The sequence below is a fragment of the Mogibacterium kristiansenii genome (assembly GCF_029224645.1).
GTDB classification, from domain to species: domain Bacteria; phylum Bacillota; class Clostridia; order Peptostreptococcales; family Anaerovoracaceae; genus Mogibacterium_A; species Mogibacterium_A kristiansenii.
This window is the reverse complement of the sequence record NZ_JAQXUZ010000005.1, coordinates 1-18,268: the sequence shown is the minus strand read 5'-3', so window position 1 is coordinate 18,268 and position 18,268 is coordinate 1. Positions and strand designations below refer to the sequence as shown.

The 18,268-nt window shown below is 47.8% G+C and carries 20 protein-coding genes; 13 read left to right on the top strand and 7 right to left on the bottom strand.

Features of this window, described 5'->3' with window-relative positions; translation table 11 throughout:
- Positions 1-2 precede the first annotated feature (2 nt).
- Positions 3-347, top strand: a complete 345-nt coding sequence (locus PUE40_RS02230) for a hydrogenase maturation nickel metallochaperone HypA/HybF (protein WP_277671764.1) — start codon at positions 3-5, stop codon at positions 345-347.
- 11 nt (positions 348-358) lie between these two features.
- Positions 359-1,393 carry a DUF5692 family protein gene (locus tag PUE40_RS02225; RefSeq protein ID WP_154553698.1) on the top strand — a complete coding sequence of 345 codons (1,035 nt, stop codon included), beginning with the start codon at positions 359-361 and terminating at the stop codon, positions 1,391-1,393.
- 632 nt (positions 1,394-2,025) lie between these two features.
- Here PUE40_RS02225 and PUE40_RS02220 read toward each other — a convergent pair.
- The 4 genes from PUE40_RS02220 to PUE40_RS02210 form a co-directional block, all read right to left on the bottom strand.
- Positions 2,026-2,256, bottom strand: coding sequence for a hypothetical protein (locus tag PUE40_RS02220; RefSeq protein WP_277671763.1), 231 nt, complete (start codon positions 2,254-2,256; stop codon positions 2,026-2,028).
- Positions 2,257-2,470: 214 nt separating this feature from the next.
- The gene (locus tag PUE40_RS02215; protein WP_277671762.1) at positions 2,471-2,800 is read right to left on the bottom strand and encodes a hypothetical protein; all 330 of its coding nucleotides are present in this window, start codon (positions 2,798-2,800) and stop codon (positions 2,471-2,473) included.
- Positions 2,788-3,039 carry a helix-turn-helix domain-containing protein gene (locus tag PUE40_RS08285; RefSeq protein ID WP_418888095.1) on the bottom strand — a complete coding sequence of 84 codons (252 nt, stop codon included), beginning with the start codon at positions 3,037-3,039 and terminating at the stop codon, positions 2,788-2,790. The genes PUE40_RS02215 and PUE40_RS08285 overlap by 13 nt, the downstream gene beginning before the upstream one ends.
- 64 nt (positions 3,040-3,103) lie before the next feature.
- Positions 3,104-3,379 carry an HU family DNA-binding protein gene (locus PUE40_RS02210; RefSeq protein ID WP_277671761.1) on the bottom strand — a complete coding sequence of 92 codons (276 nt, stop codon included), beginning with the start codon at positions 3,377-3,379 and terminating at the stop codon, positions 3,104-3,106.
- Positions 3,380-3,635: 256 nt separating this feature from the next.
- Here PUE40_RS02210 and PUE40_RS02205 point away from each other — a divergent pair, with 256 nt between their 5' ends.
- From PUE40_RS02205 to sepF, 3 genes are all read left to right on the top strand, one after another.
- Positions 3,636-4,559: an AEC family transporter gene (locus tag PUE40_RS02205; RefSeq protein WP_277671760.1), complete on the top strand. Its 924-nt coding sequence runs from the start codon at positions 3,636-3,638 to the stop codon at positions 4,557-4,559.
- 9 nt (positions 4,560-4,568) lie between these two features.
- Positions 4,569-5,243: a phosphatase PAP2 family protein gene (locus tag PUE40_RS02200; RefSeq protein ID WP_154553693.1), complete on the top strand. Its 675-nt coding sequence runs from the start codon at positions 4,569-4,571 to the stop codon at positions 5,241-5,243.
- A 107-nt stretch (positions 5,244-5,350) separates the two neighbouring features.
- Positions 5,351-5,944, top strand: a complete 594-nt coding sequence (sepF, locus tag PUE40_RS02195) for a cell division protein SepF (RefSeq protein WP_277671759.1) — start codon at positions 5,351-5,353, stop codon at positions 5,942-5,944.
- Positions 5,945-6,056: 112 nt separating this feature from the next.
- Here sepF and PUE40_RS02190 read toward each other — a convergent pair whose 3' ends face one another.
- Positions 6,057-6,341 carry a hypothetical protein gene (locus PUE40_RS02190; RefSeq protein ID WP_154553691.1) on the bottom strand — a complete coding sequence of 95 codons (285 nt, stop codon included), beginning with the start codon at positions 6,339-6,341 and terminating at the stop codon, positions 6,057-6,059.
- 626 nt (positions 6,342-6,967) lie between these two features.
- Between PUE40_RS02190 and argJ the strand changes: the two genes are divergently transcribed.
- From argJ to PUE40_RS02165, 5 genes are all read left to right on the top strand, one after another.
- A complete protein-coding gene (gene argJ, locus PUE40_RS02185) occupies positions 6,968-8,191 on the top strand; it encodes a bifunctional glutamate N-acetyltransferase/amino-acid acetyltransferase ArgJ (RefSeq protein WP_277671758.1) in 1,224 nt (407 codons plus the stop codon).
- A gap of 15 nt (positions 8,192-8,206) precedes the next feature.
- Positions 8,207-9,097 (top strand): acetylglutamate kinase, encoded by an 891-nt coding sequence (gene argB / locus PUE40_RS02180; protein ID WP_277671757.1) that lies wholly within the window; start codon positions 8,207-8,209, stop codon positions 9,095-9,097.
- 14 nt (positions 9,098-9,111) lie between these two features.
- Positions 9,112-9,795 carry a precorrin-2 C(20)-methyltransferase gene (gene cobI / locus PUE40_RS02175; protein WP_277671756.1) on the top strand — a complete coding sequence of 228 codons (684 nt, stop codon included), beginning with the start codon at positions 9,112-9,114 and terminating at the stop codon, positions 9,793-9,795.
- Between the two features lie 252 nt (positions 9,796-10,047).
- Positions 10,048-11,070, top strand: a complete 1,023-nt coding sequence (locus tag PUE40_RS02170) for an SPFH domain-containing protein (protein WP_277671755.1) — start codon at positions 10,048-10,050, stop codon at positions 11,068-11,070.
- 218 nt (positions 11,071-11,288) lie between these two features.
- Positions 11,289-12,983, top strand: a complete 1,695-nt coding sequence (locus PUE40_RS02165) for a hypothetical protein (protein WP_277671754.1) — start codon at positions 11,289-11,291, stop codon at positions 12,981-12,983.
- A gap of 427 nt (positions 12,984-13,410) precedes the next feature.
- Here PUE40_RS02165 and PUE40_RS02160 read toward each other — a convergent pair whose 3' ends face one another.
- On the bottom strand, positions 13,411-14,313 hold the full coding sequence (locus PUE40_RS02160; RefSeq protein WP_277671800.1) for a M56 family metallopeptidase: 903 nt from the start codon (positions 14,311-14,313) through the stop codon (positions 13,411-13,413).
- A gap of 237 nt (positions 14,314-14,550) precedes the next feature.
- Positions 14,551-14,928, bottom strand: coding sequence for a BlaI/MecI/CopY family transcriptional regulator (locus PUE40_RS02155; RefSeq protein ID WP_277671753.1), 378 nt, complete (start codon positions 14,926-14,928; stop codon positions 14,551-14,553).
- Between the two features lie 243 nt (positions 14,929-15,171).
- On the opposite strand from PUE40_RS02155, the gene PUE40_RS02150 reads away from it, so the two are divergent.
- From PUE40_RS02150 to PUE40_RS02140, 3 genes are all read left to right on the top strand, one after another.
- Positions 15,172-16,008: a hypothetical protein gene (locus PUE40_RS02150; RefSeq protein ID WP_277671752.1), complete on the top strand. Its 837-nt coding sequence runs from the start codon at positions 15,172-15,174 to the stop codon at positions 16,006-16,008.
- Positions 16,009-16,108: 100 nt separating this feature from the next.
- Complete coding sequence (locus PUE40_RS02145; protein ID WP_277671751.1) at positions 16,109-17,026, top strand: S8 family serine peptidase; 918 nt, start codon at positions 16,109-16,111, stop codon at positions 17,024-17,026.
- Positions 17,027-17,494, top strand: coding sequence for a hypothetical protein (locus PUE40_RS02140; RefSeq protein WP_277671750.1), 468 nt, complete (start codon positions 17,027-17,029; stop codon positions 17,492-17,494).
- Positions 17,495-18,268 lie beyond the last annotated feature (774 nt).

Genomic DNA, 18,268 nt, shown 5'->3' with positions numbered 1-18,268 from the left:
ACATGCATGAATTGGGCGTAACCTTTCATATCATGGATCACGTAGAACGGGTGGCAGAGGAGAACGATGTGACCCGGGTGAACAAAGTGGCCCTGGAATTGGGGGAGGTGTCCACGGTGATCGAGTCCTACCTTCACAGCTGCTGGAAGTGGGCGGCGGCCAAAAGACCACTCTTCACGGATTGCGAGCTGGAGGTGGAGACGATTCCGGCGGTGACATTCTGTGAGGATTGCGGAAAGACCTACGGGACGGTGGCCCACGGAAAAACCTGTCCCTACTGCGGAGGAGGGAATACCTTTCTGATTCAGGGCAATGAATTTAACATTAAGGAAATCGAAGTAGAATAGGAGGAACGGATATGTTTTTTCAGCTATATGGAGAGACGGCCGGCTGGCAGCTGCTGGGTTGGTTGATGGTGTTTGCAGGTCTGGTTGTGATGAACGAGGTGGCACGGCGCTCTAAGGCGGGCGGAATCGCGTGCTTCATCGCACTCCCGGCGGCGCTGACAATTTATTTTATTGCAATCTACATTGGCGCGGCCAACGGTGCGGAGTGGGCGCTGAACAACGACACCTACGTGCACATGAACAGCTGGTTCCATTATGCGAAGCTGTACGCAGCAACGGCGGGCTGTATCGGTTTCATGATCCTCAAATTCCATTGGGGCAAACTGGGAAAATCCCAGGCGTTTAAGGCGTTTCCTTTCGTCATCGTGGCTATCAACATTCTGATTGCGGTGGCGTCGGACTTTGAGTCTGCCATCCGTGCCGGCTCCCTGGCCGGCGGCTGGTGGCTTTCCTCCGAGGGCGTGTGGCTGTACGGTGGCTGGTGGAATGTGCTGAACGGAATTGCGGGTCTGTTCAATATTTTCTGCATGACCGGCTGGTGGGGAATTTACTCCTCGAAGAACAAGCAGGACATGCTGTGGCCGGATATGATCTGGGTCTATGTCCTGGCCTACGACGTATGGAACTTCGAGTACACCTACCTGAACCTGCCGACCCACTCCTGGTACTGCGGCCTGGCCCTTCTGCTGGCACCGACTTTTGCGGCGGCGCTGTGGAACAAGGGCGGCTGGATTCAGAACCGGGCCAACACCCTGGCGCTTTGGTGCATGTTCGCACAGGTATTCCCGCTGTTCCAGGATGCCAGCCGTTTCACCACCGTCACCTCGGTATACGGTAAGGGCGGTATTTCCGCGGCCATGGGCAGCACTATGCCGACCACCGCAAATCCGATGGCACAGGGCTTTATCGCCGTTCTGGCAATTGCAGTGAACGTGTTCGTCTTCGCTTACATCCTAAAGAGAGCGAAGGAACAGAAGAAGAATCCGTGGAAGCAGGAAATCTTCACGGATACAAAGGATTACATCGAGGCAATGAATCGGGCCTAAAGGGACACAATCGCCGATTTATTGCGGTTCGACTTGCGGCGTTGGAAATGAAGAATTGAGAAACGAGTGGCTGCGCCGCATCCGGGAGACCGGATGCGGCGCGAGCCACTCGTTTTCTGTTTCTGTGGACCGCTGGGCGGAGCGGGGCCGTTTGAGAAGACGAAAAGCGGCGGCGGGAATGTGAAGATTTTGCTCCCCGAAACAAAACCACAGGTGTTCATTTGGCAATTAGATTTTTCCAAGTAGATATAATTAAATATGCCTAGAGTTTCAGAGCGACTTCACGCTAATTCTATAATTTTAGCTGATTAGCGTGAAGTCTTTTTTTGTTATACACGGTTTCGCCGTGGAATTTCCTGTGTGCAAGTCGCACTTTTGAGAACAGTTCACGCTCATTGGAGGAAATCCTCGTTTTGGCGTGAACCGCCGGTGGTAATCCGTCGTTTCAAAATTAGAATTTTGCAAAAGCGGCGAATTGAGTTCACGCTGAATCGGTGTTTTCTGTCAAAAAGCGTGAACTGCCTTTGAAAATCTAGGCATATGAGATTGTATATACAAGCTTAGATAATATAATTAGAACTGCGCGCTTTAACCGGGACTTGTATTAAAGCGGAGATTTTATTGATCGGCTTTTATTGATTTTCATAAGCGTCTATGAATTCTTCATATGTAAGTAATTCAGATGGATCCATAATTTCAATTTGAGCGGCTCCATTGTATTCATATGGTGAACCAAATACGACCACTTCTTTACCAAGCAATGAATCAACGATGTCCTCTGTGGTGTCATCTCTGTTTTCGCCCCAAATGACAACGGTTAGTCGGGACTTGTCCGGGTAGTCTGCTCCAATATTTATGAACAATGGATCCCCGTTAACACCGGGACTGCTCCAGCTGACAACATAACCGCCGTATGGGCTGTCCGAACCTATATGATTGATGGCATCATCATAAGGTATAAAAGCATTTGCGTTATCAATGGAGCCGCCGGCCGCCCGAGAGACCGAAAGGCGGCGGCCATTAAAAAAGCACCTCCGCGGAGATGTTTTACTAATCGATTCTATTTTTATCTGCAGATTAATCTAATTCCAACCCCTTTGCTTCGGTTTGTTCTGCAGTCCCTCCGTGATTTCTAAAATAATCCTCAATTGCAGCCGCCGCTTTACGTGCATCATCATAGTTTTCTACATCGGCATGATCTGCCACAAAAGAATCTCCTCCACCGGCGGTTACGTGATAGTGGTCGTCATATTCAATGTTATACGAATACTCTTCGCCATCAAGGGTGCAGGTATATTCCACCCGTCCGGCATAACCCGTATCCGCGCCATCCAGGTTTGAACTCCACATCATATTGCCTAATATAGTTACGGCCGGAATTACCAGGAAAAATACTATAGTAAGCACAATTGCACTTTCCAGACACGCTTTGCTCGTCTGTTCCTTATGCTCAGTTGTTCATTAATCCGTGCGAGTTGATTGGACAGTGAATCTGTTTCCTCTGCCGGAATCTCGTCTTTGCCAAGAAGCTCGCTTACGGAAACATCTAATTCATCTGCAAGCTTTGATAACAAGTCCGCATCCGGGACCGAATATCCCTTCTCCCATTTTGATATCAGTTTACAATTAAACTTACAAAAAAGCAAAAAGAGGAAAACTCGTTTTCAAGTTCTCCTCTTTATAAACTGTAAGTTTATTGCCTATCCAAAACTAAGCGTTTACCTTGTCCTTCAGAGCCTTTCCTGCCTTGAAAGTAGGAGCTACAGAAGCCGGAATCTGAACAGTCTCTCCGGTCTGAGGGTTTCTGCCTTCTCTAGCGGCTCTGTTCTTTGCTTCGAAAGTTCCGAATCCAACCAGGGAAACCTTTTCCTTGGAAGCAAGAGTTTCACCAACGGTTTCAGTAAATGCGTTCAGCGCCTTCTCAGCATCTGCCTTGGAAAGTCCAGCCTTAGCTGCCATCTGTGCAATCAGTTCTGCCTTGTTCATATCAATTCTCCTTAGTAATCTTAATATTTTGGAGGTTCCGAAGTGAACCATCTCAATAGCTTTATCAATAATACCCTAAAATCAATATGGTTTCAAGTGCCTATACTGTGAAATTCGGGCAAAAAAGTATTTTGAGTCAATTTTTCTGCATAGATTTTCCGACAATACGAATTAAGGGTTAATCTCCCGGTCCATAAGTGGTACAATAAAAGTCAAACTGGGTATTAAGGAATAAAAGGAGATTACAAAGGGCAAAATGGTTACAACATTATTACTGAAACAATTGACGATTTTCTTTATCTATATGGCGGCCGGCTTTATGATAGTAAAACTGGGAATCCTGAAAGGAGAGGACAGTAAGGTGCTGTCGTTGCTGTGCATTTACGTGCTGCTTCCCTGCGCCATTCTAAAATCCTATCAGGCGGAGTACACGCCGGAACTGCGGGACGGATTCATGCTGGCCATGGGGGCGGCCGTCGCCGCGCAGCTGATTCTCATGGCGGTGACTTACGGTATCAGCGGGATTTGCCACTTGGATGCCACGGAAAAAGCATCGATTATGTACCCGAACAGCGCGAATCTGATTCTTCCGCTGGTGGCCGGCGTTCTGGGGGATCACTACATGATTTACGCCAGCGCCTATTCCTGCGTACAGGGTATTTTTATCTGGACCCACTGTACGTCCATGATGAAGGGCAGCCGGGACATGAACTGGAAGAAAGTTTTTCTGAACATCAACCTCATCACCGTGGTGGTGGGTATCATCATGTTTTTCGGGCAAATTCATCTGCCAAAGATGGCGCTGGACACCCTGGGAGGATTCTCGGCCGCTTTGGGACCGATCAGTATGATTGTAATCGGAATGCTTTTATATAATGTAGACTGGAAAAACATTTTCCAAAACGTCCGGGTGCACCTGGTGGTGGCTCTGAAAATGGTGATTCTGCCGTTGGGCGCGGCGGTGATATTCAAATGCACGCCGATTCGGACGCTGGCGGAAGACGGAGAGATGATTTTATTGGTGACCTTGTTCGCCATCATGGCGCCTTCGGCAACGCTGATTACACAGCTGGCGCAGATTAACGACCGGGACGAGCGATATGCGGCGGCGATTAACGCCATGACGACGGTGGTGTGCATCGTAAGCATGCCGCTTTTGACAATGTGGTACATGAAGTAAGGAGAGACGATGAATCGGAAACAACAGGCGTACCGAAATGCGGGAATTTATATGGGAGCATTCTTTTTGCTTCTGCTGCTTCTGAGGTTGGATGTGCGGGCCATCGGGGCCGACGGGACGAACGTGGGGCTGTCCCACCTGAACGGGGCGGTGCATTTTATCACCCGGTCCCATCCGTGGATCTATGCGTTTACGCAGCTGCTGGGCTGGGTGGCGCTGGTGGTGGCGGCGTCCTTTATTTTATTGGCGGTGGGCGTGCTCATCAAAAAAAGAACCTTGCGGTCGCTGCGGGGGATCGCGTGCTTGTTTCCGGTGTACGCGCTGATGATTCCGTTTGCTTTTTTCTTTAATGTGTTCACGGTGAACTGCGGGCCGGCGTTCTTCCGCGGGGAGACCCATCCGTCCAATTCCTTTCCATCTATGACGACGGTGTTTTGTCTCGTGGTGTTCGGCACGGCGATGATGGAATGGCACCGGCTGTTCCGGGAGTACAAGGAGCTCCTGGCAAAACTGGAGACGGCCGGGTTGGTGTTGATTGGCCTGAGCCTGGTGGTGCGCGTTCTTGCGGGGATGAACTGGTTCACGGATATTTTGGCGGCGGTGCTGCTGAGCCTGTCGCTGATCAACCTGTACAAGGGCCTTTGCATTCGCGTGGTGAGAGTGTCATCGAAAGGTGAAGAGTAAAGGAAAATTAGTAATCCTGTTCGGATTATGTAGTACCGGCGAACGGGTTATGGTATACTTAGGGCAAAGAAAATGCAAACTATTATGACGAGTTAGGAGATAAAAAAATGGGTTTTTTGGATTCAATCAAGAAGGGTTTTGCAATGGAGGACGAGGATCGTCCGATTCCGAATACGCTGGATGAGCTGGTTCGAACCAGCGGTTCTTCGGAAGCCGGCAGAGGACGGGTTATCGTGGTGGAGCCGATGCGCATGGAAGAATGTAATGCGCTGGTGGAATGCATCCGTCACGGTCTGGTGGTAATCATCAACACCGAGAAGCTGGAGGAGGAATTCTCCCGCCGCATCGTGGACTTCCTCACCGGTGCGACTCGCGCTATTGACGGTCGCTCTCTGAAAATTAACCGCACCACTTATATTTTTGCGCCGTCGGATATCGACGTGGCAATTCGCCGCAAGGACAAAAAGCCGGTGGAGAAGGTGGAGAAGCCGGAAGTTCAGATCCGCAAGGAAACTCCGATGCACCGCGTCGTTCCGGACGAAACCGCCAACATCCAGGAGGATGAGCCGGAAGCGGCAAAGCCGGAAATCGTGAAATCGGAAGTGGTTTCCCATGCAGCACCAAGTGTTGCGCCGAAGGAAGAGGACGCGAAGCGCGTTACCAGCGATACCATCCTCTACGACGGAAGCCGCAACGAATAGGAAGAAAGATAACAAATAACGAAAAAGCCGCAGAGGCCGTCCGGATTTCCGGGCATCCTCTGCGGCTTTCCGTTTGCTTTTGATTATCCTTCAACACTTAAATTATCATATCTTATTTGAAGAAGCGGTGCTCATCATCCTGAAAAACAAAATCCGTGGAGCCGCCGCAATCGTTGCAGAACGCGCCATTGTACTGAAACCCCGGTGCGTAGCCGCCAAATCCCTCTTCCAAATTCTCGGATCCGCAGAATGCGCAGACTTTCGGCGCATTCCCATCGCGGTTATCCACCTTCCGGTGCTTCTTGTAATTCGGAAGCTTCTCGTGATCTCGTCCCCGGAAGCCGGTGGCCGTGTTGTTCAATTCCTTTTCCGTCATGCTCCATCTGCCGTCTGCCATGTATATATATCCTCCTGAATCTCTTATGGTTCCTGAACCTTTTGGGTTGTGCCGATGCAATTATATCACATTTTGGGATTGGAGAATGTTTTTTCGGTTTTCGTGCGCGAACCCGAGGACGGAAATTATGGAAAAGGCGGCCCGGGTGCCGGCACGGTTCGCGCTCGGCTGCCCGCAAAGCCAAAGAATTCGGTTTTCGTGCGCGAACCCGAGGCTGCCGGCCGCCCGGCCGGCCACACTCCGGGCCTTGCTCAGGAATATGTACAAGAAAAAACTTGCATTTTTATACACAATCATGTATTATCATACCAACGCCATTAAAAAACACCTAGAAGAAGTGGATTCACAGCAATTTCTATCCGTGAAATTGCTGTGAATCCATATTATCACCGTGCGGAAGCGCCCATGCGGGTGTGACCGGTCGGTATTTGTTTTTAGGAGCCGGGAATCCCGGAGGGACGGCAAGGAATCCCGGAGGGACCATAACGGAATCCCGGAGGGACAGCAGGAATCCCGGAGGGACGGCAAGGAATCCCGGAGGGTTACATCACAAAACACAACCGCACGCAGTTAATTGCGGAGCGGCTTAGTTAAAGGGGTATTTAGAGATTAAAGGAGGATTGGAAATGAACGAAATCAAGGTTATCGAGGGCGGCGTTACAGCGGCGAAGGGTTTTAAGGCTGCAGGGGCCTATGCTGGAATCGGAAAGAATGCGGAGAAAGGCGATTTGGCACTGGTATACAGTGAAGTGCCGGGAAACGCCGCCGCTGTGTATACCAAGAATAAAGTAAAGGCGGCGCACATCGCCGTGACGAAGGACCATCTGCAGGACGGTGTGGCACAGGCGATTATCTGCAACAGCGGAAATGCCAACACCTGCACACCGAACGGCGTGGAAATCGCGCAGAAGGAAACCGAGCTGGTGGCGGAAGCTTTGGGCATCAAAGCAGCGGATGTTTTGCCGGCAGCCACAGGGGTAATCGGAGTGCCGCTGGAAATCGCACCGTTCGAGAACACCATTCCGGAACTGGCCGAGAAGCTTAGCCCGGAGGGCTCTGCCCAGGCCGCCGATGCCATCCGCACCACCGACACCTACATTAAAGAATGCGCCGTCACCTTTGAGCTGGACGGCAAAACCTGCACCATCGGCGGCATCGCCAAGGGAAGCGGAATGATTCACGTGAACATGGGAACCATGCTGAGTTTTATCGGAACGGACGTGAAGATTTCCAAAGAACTGGTGCAGAAGGCACTGTCCGATGAGATTTTGGACAGCTACAACCAGGTCAGCGTGGATGGAGATACTTCCACCAACGACACCGTGGTGGTTATTGCCAACGGTCTGGCCGGCAACGAGGAGATTACCGAGCCGGGAGACGATTACAAGAAATTCTGCGACGCACTGCACATCGTAGCTGTGGACCTGTCCCAGAAAATCGCCGGCGACGGCGAAGGCTGCGAGAAGTTGCTGGAAGCCCACGTGACCGGAGCGCCGGACAAGGACGGTGCGAGAAAGGTTGCCAAGAGCGTCATCTGCTCCTCCCTGTTCAAAGCGGCGGTATTCGCATCGGATGCCAACTGGGGAAGAATTCTCTGTGCCATCGGATATGCGGATTGTGATTTTGACGCATCCAATATCGATGTCAGCGTATGCTCCGCAGCAGGAACGGTGGAGGTGTGCAAGGAATCCGCTTCCGTGCCGTTCGATGATGATTTTGCCACGAAAGTTATGTCGGAAAAGAAGGTGACCGTGGAAATCGACCTTCACGACGGCGAAGAAGAAGCCTATGCCTGGGGCTGCGACTTAACTTACAAATATGTTGAAATCAACGGTTCTTATCGTTCATAATAGAAAGGCGCAGGAATGAATCTGAACAAATATTTGGAGAAAGCGGAAGTGTTGGTAGAGGCGCTTCCGTATATACAGCGTTTCAACCGCAAAATCATCGTGGTAAAATACGGCGGCAGCGCCATGCTGGACGAATCGCTGATGAATCACGTGATCGAGGATGTGGTTCTCCTGAAGCTTTGCGGCTTCAAACCGGTGATAGTGCACGGCGGCGGAAAAGAAATCAGCCGCTGGATGAAGAAGGCCGGCGTGGAGCCGAAGTTTTACAACGGTTTGCGAATTACCGACGCGGACACCTTGGAGATTGCGGAAATGGTTTTGGGAAAAGTGAACAGCGACCTGGTGACTTTGGCACAGAATTTGGGCGTCCGGGCGGTGGGCATCAGCGGCAAGGACGGCCGGCTGATGGCGGCGGAACAGGCCAAACCCGACGGCAAGGACATCGGATACGTGGGCATCGTGAAGCACGTGGACACGAAAATCATTTACGACCTATTGGATGATGATTTTCTTCCAATCATCTATCCGATTGGAATCGGTGAAGACGGTCAGAGCTTCAACATCAACGGGGACTATGCGGCAGAGGCCATTGCGGAAGCCCTCAAAGCGGACAAGCTGGCGTTCCTCACGGACACCTCCGGCGTGTACGAGGACATCAACGATGAGGATTCTTTTGTGTCGGAGCTGTATACCGATGAGGCCAAAGAGATGATTGAAGAGGGCATTATCACCGGAGGCATGATTCCGAAGGTGCAGAACTGCCTCAAAGCCATCGAAGGCGGCGTCAACCGGGTGCACATTTTGGACGGCCGGATTCCTCACTGCCTGCTGCTGGAGATTTTCACCGACCGAGGCTGCGGCACGGCGATTATGAATCCGGAAGAAACGAGATACTACAACCAATAGAAAAGGATGTTTTTATGGAAAAAGGAATCGCGTACGGCGTGGGCGTGGGCCCGGGCGACCCAGAATTGATGACGTTGAAAGCGGTGCGAATCATTCGGGAAAATGAGATCATCGCATTTCCGGGAACCGTGCCGGAAGAGTCGGCGGCGTATCGAATTGCGGCGCAGGCGGTTCCGGAGCTCCCGAACAAAATACTTTTGGGGCTGAATCTCCCCATGACACGCGACCCGGAGGTCTTGACCGATGCCCGCCAAAAAGCGGCGGAGACCATCGCGGCCCATCTGGACCGGGGGCGGAACGTTGTGTTCCTGACTTTGGGAGATTCCACGATTTACAGCACTTTCACCTACCTTCAGACGCTGCTGCAGGACATGGGGCACCGGACGGAGCTTGTGAACGGGATTCCTTCCTTCTGTGCCGCCGCCGCGCGACTGAACGTGCCGCTGACGGAGGATCGGGAGACGCTTCGGGTGATTCCCGCCTGGAACGAGGAGTCGGTGAATCTGGAGGCACCGGGCACTTACGTGCTCATGAAATTCGGAAAACATCTGTCACGGGTAAAAAAAGAATCTGCCGCGGCGGGCCTGTCCGTACAGGGCGTGGAAAACTGCGGGATGCCGGGGGAAAGGGTGTATGAAAAAATGGAAGAAATCCCGGAAAATGCCGGATATTTTACCCTGCTAATCGGCAAAAAATAATTCACAAAACAATAGTTGACACCGGATGTGGAGTGTGGTACTATTGCGCCACAAATGAATCGAACCAACTCCGTGAGGGAGTAGCAGGCGCTTCGGCGCAGCAAGTCGTCACCTCGGCTTTCCAGAGAAAGGACCCGGCTTGTTTTAAATTGCAAGACTCATGGCGACAGATGCGCTGTCGTTATGGGCCTTTTTTGATTATTCAGGGAGATTCATTGGAAGCATTTCTCATGTTGATATAGGGAGGAAAAAATGATGATTATTGCTTTAGTTGTGATTATTTTAGTGCTGGTACTGCCGAACGTGCGAATCGTGCCGCAGCAGGCCGTGTATGTCATCGAGCGTCTGGGTAAATACCAGGCATCCTGGGAGGCCGGAATTCACGTAAAGATTCCGATTCTGGACCGGATTGTAAAGAAAATCAGCTTAAAGGAGCAGGTGCTGGATTTTCCGCCGCAGCCGGTAATCACAAAGGATAACGTTACCATGCGCATCGATTCCGTGGTTTTCGCCAAGGTATTCGATCCGAAGCTGTACACCTACGGCGTAGAGGATCCGATTTTCGGTCTGCAGAACCTGTCTGCAACCTCCTTGAGAAACATCATCGGTGACATGGAGCTGGACCAGACCCTGACTTCCAGAGATGAAATCAACGGAAGACTTCAGACCATTCTGGATGAAGCGACGGATGCGTGGGGTTTGAAGGTTACCCGCGTGGAGCTGAAGAACATCACTCCGCCGAAGGAAATCGAAGACGTCATGACCACTCAGATGAGAGCAGAGCGGGAAAGAAGACAGACGGTGCTGGAAGCCCAGGCGCACCAGGAATCCGTGGTATCCCGTGCGGAAGGTGACAAGAAGGCGAAGATTCTGGCAGCGGAAGCGGAGAAGGAAGCGCAGATTGCTCTGGCGGAAGGCCGGGCAAAATCCATCGAGCTGGTGTACCAGGCAGAGGCGGAAGGTCTCAAGATGCTGAATGAGGCCAGCCCGAACGGAAACGTATTGAAGCTAAAAGGAATTGAGGCATTGAAGGAGATTTCCGACGGCCAGGCCACTAAGATCTACATGCCGACGGATATCATGGATTCCGTGGCATCTCTGGGCGTGGCCGGAGAGGCGCTGGGCATTGGGGATAAAACCCCGATTAAGCCGTACCAGCCAAAGGCGGAGGAGAAGCTGGATGACCCGTGCCTGCGGGAAGAATCCAGCGAACAGACCAAGCAGGCGGCGGAAAGCAATTTCCAAATGCAGAAGAGCTTGGAGAATAGGGAGTAAAAAATGATTACGCGGCGAACCTGTTTTTAGGGTATTAAAAAAGGTTGACCGATGCATAGAAAATTGTTATAGATGATAAAAATAAATAATAAATTTGGATAAGGTCATAAAAAAGCCTATCATAAACCCGCTCGGTGTGGTACAATAAATGTAGTTTTGTATCATAGCTACATTTCGTTGTGCGAAATGCTGAGCGGGTTTTAGCGATAGGAGAGGAAATGAAAGAGAAAATTTATCTGACCGATAACATGGTAATTCTGAATTTTGATTTGGCTTATCCGGAGTCGCGTTCGGATTTGCTGAAGTCCAAGGAATTCAAGGCTTTCGTGGCCCATTATCTGGAATACCTGCGGGAGCGGGATCACAGATTGTACGACTGGGCGGTTCGGGACATGTCGGAAAAGAATGCGGTGCAGGCGCTGTGCAAGTTCGCCCGGGAACTGATTGTTTTCGATGCGGATGAGGTGGATATGCCGTATATTGAAGATCGGGAGACGGCACTGGCCTTCGTGGAAGGTATTTACGATTTCTGGAAGAGCCATGCCCGGTACTCCATCACCACAGATCGCCGGAGAGATGTGGAGTCCACGGTGTTCGTTGCCAGCGATTCCCAGCACAACCAGCTGCTGCTGTCCACGTTCCGTCGCCTGGAACAGACTTTGATGGGAAGAGCGAACAAAGTGTATCGTCAGCAGCCGGCGGGCACCAACGCCAGCCTGGCACTGTATCGAAATGATGCTTTTATGTTCGACTCCACCTACGATGCCCTTCGTAAAATGATGTTCATCGATTCCGTCATGCTCCGGACGCCGATGATTCTGTATACCAAGTCCAACAAGCGGGAGTGGCCGTACGAGAAGCTGGATACCAATCCGATGGAGGATTTTGCGGGCAATCGGGAGGAATTCTTCTGCTTCCCGGCAAAAGTGGGCGATTTGACGATTTTCATTTACTTCCACCGGGACTTCATGGCTAGCGGCGTGGCTTGCGCCAACCTGTTTGAGCTGGCAACCAAAAAGGAAGCTTCCAAGAAACCGGACTGCATTCTGATTTTCGGCAATCAGGACGGAAAGGATCAGTGCGGATTCTATTATGACGAGGACAACGCCCTGTGGGTGGGAAGCGTTTCTTACAGCGAGAAAATCACCTACTTCGGCTACATGAAGAAGAGCGTGCTGACCCTCCACAACGTGGCGATGATGCAGCGGGGCTGGCTGCCGATTCACGGCGCCTTCGTCAATATCACGCTAAAGAACGGCAAAAAGAAGGGAATCTGCTTGATGGGGGATTCCGGCGCCGGCAAATCGGAAACCATTGAAGCACTGAAATCTCTGGGCGACGACAAAATCGCCAACATCGAGGTGGTCTTCGATGACATGGGTACTTTCCACATTCATGACGGACAGGTGTACGCGCAGGGTTCGGAAATCGGGGCCTTCGTGCGGCTGGACGACCTGGATCCGGCAACGCCGTACCGGGATATGAACCGTTCCGTTTTCTTCAACCCGGATAAAGCCAACGCCCGCGTTATCACGCCGGCAGCGCCGTATGCGGTAATTACGGAAAGCCATCCGGTGGATCTGTTCGCCTACGCCAACAACTACGGGGACGGAATCGGTCTGCGGAAGGTGGAGGACCTGGAAGAGGCGAAGAGCATCTTCATCGAGGGTAAAAGAATGGCCAAAGGGACGACACAGGAGACCGGCATTTCCACCACGTATTTTGCCAATCCGTTCGGCCCGATGCAGGAACAGGAAATGTGCCGGGGAATCATCGATCGGGTATTTGATTGCCTGCAGAAAAACGATGTGTTCATCGGTGAAGTGTTCACCCATCTGGGATGCGCACCGGAAGACCGGGGAGGCATCGTAAAGGGAGCCGAAGGCCTGCTTCAGTTTATTGAGGAAAATTAGAAAAGGATTCGTGAGCTTCCGGCGACCCGCCGGAAGCTTTCGATTAGTAAGGGGGGGCGGACGATTCTAGAGTTACAATGATGCACACTTAGTCTATATTTTGAAAAGTTGCTCCCTGAGAAACAACACTCTAGAAAGATGAATTAATCTAACAAGGAATCCAATTTCCTTCCCAACGATTTTTAGAATAGTTATACTTACGCTTGTATTTCTTACCATTAATAACCTTATATCTCCATTTAATAATATCTGAGCAAATAGAAATCGTTTCATGGTTGTTTTCTACAAATGCAGAATTGCTCCTTTCGTAGATTAATGCAGAGTATGAGTATACCACATCATCTGGGGAAAACGTAATTGGAGCAAAAACAAGTGTGAATGCAAAAGTTGTAATTATGAAAATCTTTCTCATTGTAAATTACCTTTATTATCTTGGTTCCTCTTTGTATACCTTGTATCCTCTATATTCGTTTAAGAAATCGGGGTTTACAACTGTCTCCCAATATTCTCCATTAATATAAAGATGATAACCATCGTCGTGCTCTACAAAATATGCATCATTTTCATCAAATGTATTTTCTTCAATTTCTTTAGGTGGTGCAAATTTTGGTTCGGGCATTATTGAAAATGAGAGAAGAATCAAAAGTGATATCATAACTGCATGAATAGCAATTCTAATATACTTCTTTTTACTTCTGTCAAAATCAATCAAATGTTTGATTCGTTCTCTAGTTAAGGATGCACTGTATCCGGTGAAAGAAAGAGAGAAGTGAGAAGGCATTGTTTTTAGAGAGTTTTCAGTTAAATATTTTGCTGTTTTAACTATACACTCGCCATACTTGATTTTCTGAATGTCATCTAAGTGCTCAAGCAAAGAGAGGTCATTAGATAATTCAAGAGCAATATCTAGTTGATTTCTAATAAAATAAACAACAGGATTCCACCAAAACAAGCATTTAATTATTTCCATTGCGGTTATAACCCACAAGTCCTTCTTGCGGTAATGTATTAATTCATGCCTAATAATGAAAATAAGTTCCATTTCGCTATAGAAATTTGCTGGTATGAAAATAGTAGGATTCAGTAATCCTTTGACAAATGGAGAAGTGTTTAAGTCGACATATTTGATGTTAACTCGTGTAGAGCGTTGTTCGTCATCTATGCATGAATGTAAAAGCTTGTTTAGACTGATATCGTAATAGCTAAAAGTGTTTACGAATCGATAATAACGTATCTGTCTGATAAGCAGTAACAACAATAACAGCACTCCTATAAACAAAGAGATAACCCAACCTAGAAATATATAAGTAACACCAAAAGGAGATGTCATATAGCAATACTTCGCGAAAAAAGGCAATACGCTACTAATTTCAATGTTATAAACGATTATGGGAGAATTTAATGGTAATATTAGTCGAACTCCTGCTATAAAAAGAAATACAACAATAAATTTAGTTTCAGCATAAACAGGGCCTTGCAGGTGTCTAATGTAGTAGTAGCAGTATAACCCTAAAGCGATGCTAGACGCAATACACATTAAAATCGAACCAAATGAAATCAATTTAAGTTAACCTCGCTCTAATTCCTTTTTCTTCTTCTCAAGCAAAATACTCAATTCTTCTAAATCGTCCAATTCACTAGAGGACTTAACAAAATTTGCAACAAAAGATAAGTTGCTTCTATCTTTTGCAGGGAAAAAATAGTCTAGATATTCGCCTTGTGTAACAATAGGTTCATAGCTTCTCGCTAAAGATGTGCCGTTAATAATAACATCTGATACGCGAATATACTCTTTTTTGAGGAGATTCCTAAGTGCAGCCTGTACAGTATTAACAGTTAAATCTTTGTCAATGTTTACAATTTGTGAAGCTATTAGCGGATTAGCGCTTTTCCATAGAAGATGCATAACTTCTAGTTCTCTGTTTGATAGTTTTTGTAATTTCATCCTAATCTTGTCCCTTTCTTTTCCTTTGAACTTATTATACTACATTAGTTTTAATTTTTGCAAATAATAATAAAAAAATAAAACGGTTGCAAAAAAATAATAATGTGGTACTATTTAATAAAGATAAGGTGATTTAGAATTAAGAAATGATGTGGGAGGTGAATTCAATGTATAATTCTGCAAAAGTATTAGAGTTCAGGTTAGAAGTTGTAAATGCTTATTGAGTAAGGAAGGGGAAATACCATGAAAAAAACAATGAGCGCATTATTATGTTTGGCGTTATTAGTTGCAGGTGCTGAATTCACTTTTGCAAATACTAATAATGCAAATGATATTGACAACTATATTCGGTTTCATGAGTCAAAAAAGGAACAAGTAGTTGATGATGTTCAGATTCTTACTAATGTCGGCGTTCCATCTAGTGCAATCACTGTTTCTAATGTCAACAGAGATGACTTCAGAAATGACTTAATGAAATATGATTTATCTTATGATAATGGAATCGTTGATCAGGCTCAAGTGGAGCGATTAGCATCAGGCGGTATACGATTTGATTTTTATGAGAATGACATTCATGATATAGTAATATTAAAATCTGATGGTTCTGTATTATTAAATGGTGAAATGGTTGTCTTTGAAGATGTTGAAAAGAACGTCGTAGATAGTAATATCACACCAAATGGGCGAACTTCCGTATATTCCAAATCTCCGCAAAGGGGGCGTTCCTCAGACTACACCAAGCATGTAAAAACATATTCTAAGAATGTTCGAACATCGAGCTTGGTAAAAGACTTAACAACAACCACTATTGGAACGCTGTTGGCAGCTGCCTTAACTAGTTCTTTGCCTGGCACGGTTGCTCTTGGAGTTGTTTTTACTGCAGCCACTCATATAAAATCTACCGCAGAGGTATATGCCCCAAAGAGTAGCTATTTTTCATATTCAATAAAGAAATATGCATATAAGAAGAACAACACGATTGATAAATACTACAAACATAAGGGAAGGTATTATGCAAAGAAGAACTGCGTTGGACATTACTATACATCGAATTTCTATGAATATAACTATATCCAGTAAAGAAAGATAAGATGGTATCATGTCAGAACTAAAGGTTTTCAGGAATAATAGTCTATTCCGAAGGGTACTTGGTATAATGCTCGTTATAATGATAATGATAATGATTACCATCTTGTTAACTGCTTCGCATAGAGATAACAATGAAATTTGTAATATTGCAATAATGGATACGACTGCAAAATTCAACGATTACAATATTTGCCGTTATCTCTGGATGAATGATATGGAGGATTTTGATGGTGAAGATAACGATAGAAATGGATATATAGACGATATCGTCGGATATGATTTCGCACGCGACAATGGTAGTGTTTTTTTGGAGAGTGCAGGAAGTGGCCATGCCACTTCCTGCATACAGATTATGGTAAATAGTTGGAGCGATTCATTTTACAATCCCAATATTAAGTGTATGATATTACCTGTAATGAAAGTAAACAATGGCTCGACCTCGGGAAATTGTATTGATGTTATTAGTGCTATCAAGTATGCAGAATCACATCATGTGAAGATTTGCAATATGAGTTTTTCAACCGAAGTCTACAACAAACAACTTTACCATACTATGAAAAAATCAAATATGCTTTTTGTGGTTTCTGCAGGAAACGGAAAATTCCAAGGTGTTGATATCGATGTTTCTCCTGTATTTCCGGCATCTTGGAATTTGAAAAATATGATTGTTGTTGCTAATGCTGATGACACTATATATCATCATCTTGCTTTTGATTCAAATTATGGGAAAAAGACTGTTGACATAGCAGCAAATGGTGAGTTCTATGTATCATTCAATAATAGAACTTTAAAAGTGTCAGGCACGTCCTATTCTGCGGCAGCAGTGTCTGGCGAGGCTGCAAAGATAGCTGCATTTCACCCAAAATATTCTTCTGCAGAAATAAAAAGAGCTTTGGTTGCAGGATGTGAAACATCTCGTTATTTACAATCAATGGTTAATAACGGAAATTATTTGCCGATCAAGCATGCGGCAAATGCCAATGACATCACTTACAAGGAGGTGAGATGATTGAGAACGTACAAAATATTGTGTATAGCGCTTTTCGCTGTGTTGTTATCCGTACTGTATTTCATAGAATCAAAATATGGTGAAATGAGCATGTTCAATGGTACGCCGCCATTTGAGTTCGGAGATACGGGGAGACGATTCGTAGATGTACTGGAAACACCGATTCTGTTTGCGTGGTTCGGAGTGCTGTTTGAGGTATTTCAAATGGCTGTGAAGAAATGGCGGCGGACGGATCGAGAAAACTTGGTATTAGAGGTAGTATGGTCGGTGGCGATTCTGGCTTGGATCGTTTTTCACGGCATAGGGATGGACAAATCTCTCTACACTATAAGCGATTCTGGGGTAGCGGTCGCTGCAGGTAACTATTGGCAGGTGATGATGATTCCATTGGGAATTTTATCGATTCAATTTGTCGAATATATTTTCTGGGGCATCACAGTACATAAAGCTAGCAGAACTACGATATAGATATCGACTGGATCGATATACTGCATAAGAATAACAGTTCGTGAGCTTCCGGCGTCCCGCCGGAAGCTTTCGATTAAGGGAAAGAGGAAAAGGAGAATGGCCGCGGCCATTCTCCTTTTCTGCTTTCAAGGCGCCGGCCGGAAACTTTCCACCGAGTGCCGGCCGGTAGTCGGAAGCCGGCCGAGTTGGCGCCCCATTGCCGGCCGAGCGCTGAAAAGGCCCGGAGACTTGGTGCAAATGGAACGAAGGAATGAGGCTTTGCGGGGGTTTGTGCACCAAGTCCGCGCCGGCCGAGCGCCGAAAAGGTCCGGAGACTTGGTGCAAAGGGAACGAAAAAATAAAGTTTTGCGGGGATTTGTGCACCAAGTCCGTGCCGGCCGAGCACTGAAAAGGCTTGAAGACTTGGTGCAAAGGAAACGAAAGAACAAGGTTTTGCGGGGGCTCGTGCACCAAGTCCGCGCCGGCCCGAGCGCCCGAGTTGGCGCCCCATTGCCGGCAAAGCCATGTATCTCCGTTACGAGGCGCCAACATTTCGCTCTGAGGCGCCTCTGTCCGTCGGCAAAGTTGGCGCCCCATTGCCGGCAAAGCCTTGTGCCTCCGTTGCGAGGCGCCAACATTTTGCCCTGGAGCGCTGCCGGTCACCGGCCGAGTTGGCGCCTCGGTGCCGGCAAAGCCTTATGCCTCCGTTGCGAGGCGCCAACATTTTGCCCTGGAGCGCTGCCGGTCACCGGCCGAGTTGGCGCCTCGGTGCCGGCAAAGCCTTATGCCTCCGTT